Genomic DNA, 1,951 nt, shown 5'->3' with positions numbered 1-1,951 from the left:
AGTGGTCGGAGTACAAGGATTCGAACCTTGGACCCCCTGCTCCCAAAGCAGGTGCGCTACCAGGCTGCGCTACACTCCGACGGAACCGATATTCTACACTGAGATGGCCTACCGGGGCAAATACTGTAAGATTCGGTGCATGAAAGCCTTATTTATAAGCAGATTAAACAAGCATTTCCGGGGATGGATCGCCCTGAGCTTTTTGCTTGCTAGCTTATTAGGCGCTCACTGGATTGGCTTCGCCCATAGTATTGCTCACTCTGGGATCCATCACCAAAGTGTTGAGCAGACTTGTGTGGATCAAGCCCCTTCGCTTGGTCATGACTTGCCAAGTTGCCATTTACTCGATGCACTTACGCTTGCTGGGTTCGCTGTTTCAGAGCCCACTCTTCTCCTTGCCAATAACTTCTTGCATGAAGTGCGGTTGGCATCGAATGAATCTTTACCAGCCCGCATTCATGTAGGCCTGTATCAATCTAGGGCTCCACCTAGCCTCATCCTATAAATCTCCCATAACGCCAAACTAGATTGTTTGGCTTCTAGATTTATTGCGCCATGCGATCGGTGGCGCGCATTAGGATTGAAGGAAATATCATGGATCAAATCAGTAAGCCATTGGCTAAACAAAAACTGATCTACGTTTTAGTATCGGGATTAATTAGTACTGCTGCTTTAGCTCAATCAGAACCCTCCTTTGAAATTACTGCCACAGGGTCTCAAGAGGCTACACAAAGCATTTTGACGCCTACCAAAATTTTGCAAGGTGATGAGCTGCTTAATAAATTGGGCACTACCTTGGGCGCCACACTTGCCAACGAATTAGGTGTATCAGCAACAGGCTATGGAGCAGGATCATCTCGCCCAGTTATTCGTGGACTTGAGGGTGCTCGTGTCCAGATTTTGCAAAATGGATTATCAGTAGGCGATGTCTCGAATATCTCTCAAGATCATGCTGTTGGAAATAATATGCAAAATACCCATCAAGTAGAGATTTTGCGTGGTGCAGCAGCCCTACTCTACGGCTCAGGCTCAAGCGGAGGACTTGTTAACGTCGTTAATGATCGAATCCTAACTAACTTACCCGATAGAGCAACAGGTGCAGTTAATACCAGTTATGAGACAGTGAATAACGGTAGAGCTGGCGCCGTTGAAGTAGATGGAGCGTTTGGCTCGGTAGCTGTTCACGTTGATACCGCAATTAATAATGCCAATGACTATCGCATTCCAGGTTACGCAAATCAAGGCGGACCAAATCAAGAGTGGGCTATTAATCCACCTCCAGCATCACCGGAGAGTGTTCCATATTCTGGAAAACTACCTAACTCATTTAGCAATCAAAATAATTTAGGTGTTGGTGTTTCTTATATTGGTCAGAACGGCTATACCGGTGTTTCCGTCGAGCGCCTGAATAACAATTACGGCATACCAACACCTGAAGGCGGCTCAATTAATCAGTCACAAAATCGCTACGACTTACAGCATCAAACCCGCGATCCATTTGCGGGCTTCTCATCATTTAAATTTAGCGCAGCCAATTCCAATTACAACCATACGGAATTTAATGCAGAAGGAGTTGCGGCCTCGCTCTGGAAGAACATTGCTAATGAAGCGCGTTTTGAACTTGCTCATAAGCCCATTGCAGACTGGAAAGGCACCTTCGGGGCACAAGTCTCTGCAGCCTCACTCAACGCAACTGAAGTTGGCTCTGGAAGCTACGCAATTGTGCCGCCAACAAAAACGAATTCGAATGCCCTATTTTGGATTGAGGAAGGTAAATGGAATTCCTTGCAAGGTAATTTGGGTCTACGCTACAACAATGTGGCGCAGAAACCGAATTTAGGGACGGATTTAGACCTTGGTCAACAAACTACAACCGGCGTCACTCCAGATATAACCTTACAAAACCGCACATTCAATTTAATGTCCTACTCCGCTGGTGGCTTGTGGAACT

General features: G+C 46.3%; 2 protein-coding genes and 1 tRNA gene. 2 read left to right on the top strand and 1 reads right to left on the bottom strand.

Annotated features, from left to right (window positions below; all coding sequences use genetic code 11):
• Window positions 1–2: 2 nt before the first annotated feature.
• Window positions 3–79: transfer RNA gene (locus B7Y67_RS16455), tRNA-Pro, on the bottom strand.
• Between the two features lie 60 nt (window positions 80–139).
• Between B7Y67_RS16455 and B7Y67_RS16450 the strand changes: the two genes are divergently transcribed.
• Window positions 140–505, top strand: coding sequence for a hypothetical protein (locus B7Y67_RS16450; protein ID WP_293599555.1), 366 nt, complete (start codon window positions 140–142; stop codon window positions 503–505).
• A gap of 89 nt (window positions 506–594) precedes the next feature.
• The coding region (locus tag B7Y67_RS16445; RefSeq protein WP_293599554.1) for a TonB-dependent receptor plug domain-containing protein at window positions 595–1,951 on the top strand (1,357 nt) is incomplete at its 3' end.

It is taken from the genome of Polynucleobacter sp. 35-46-11 (assembly GCF_002281105.1).
The sequence above is the reverse complement of the archived record's forward strand: the minus strand, read 5'-3'. Positions and strand labels throughout refer to the sequence as shown.

What these genes read in the sequence shown, in the direction of transcription:
- B7Y67_RS16450 (WP_293599555.1), top strand. Translation starts at nt 140, where the DNA reads ATGAAAGCCTTATTTATAAGCAGATTAAACAAGCATTTCCGGGGATGG.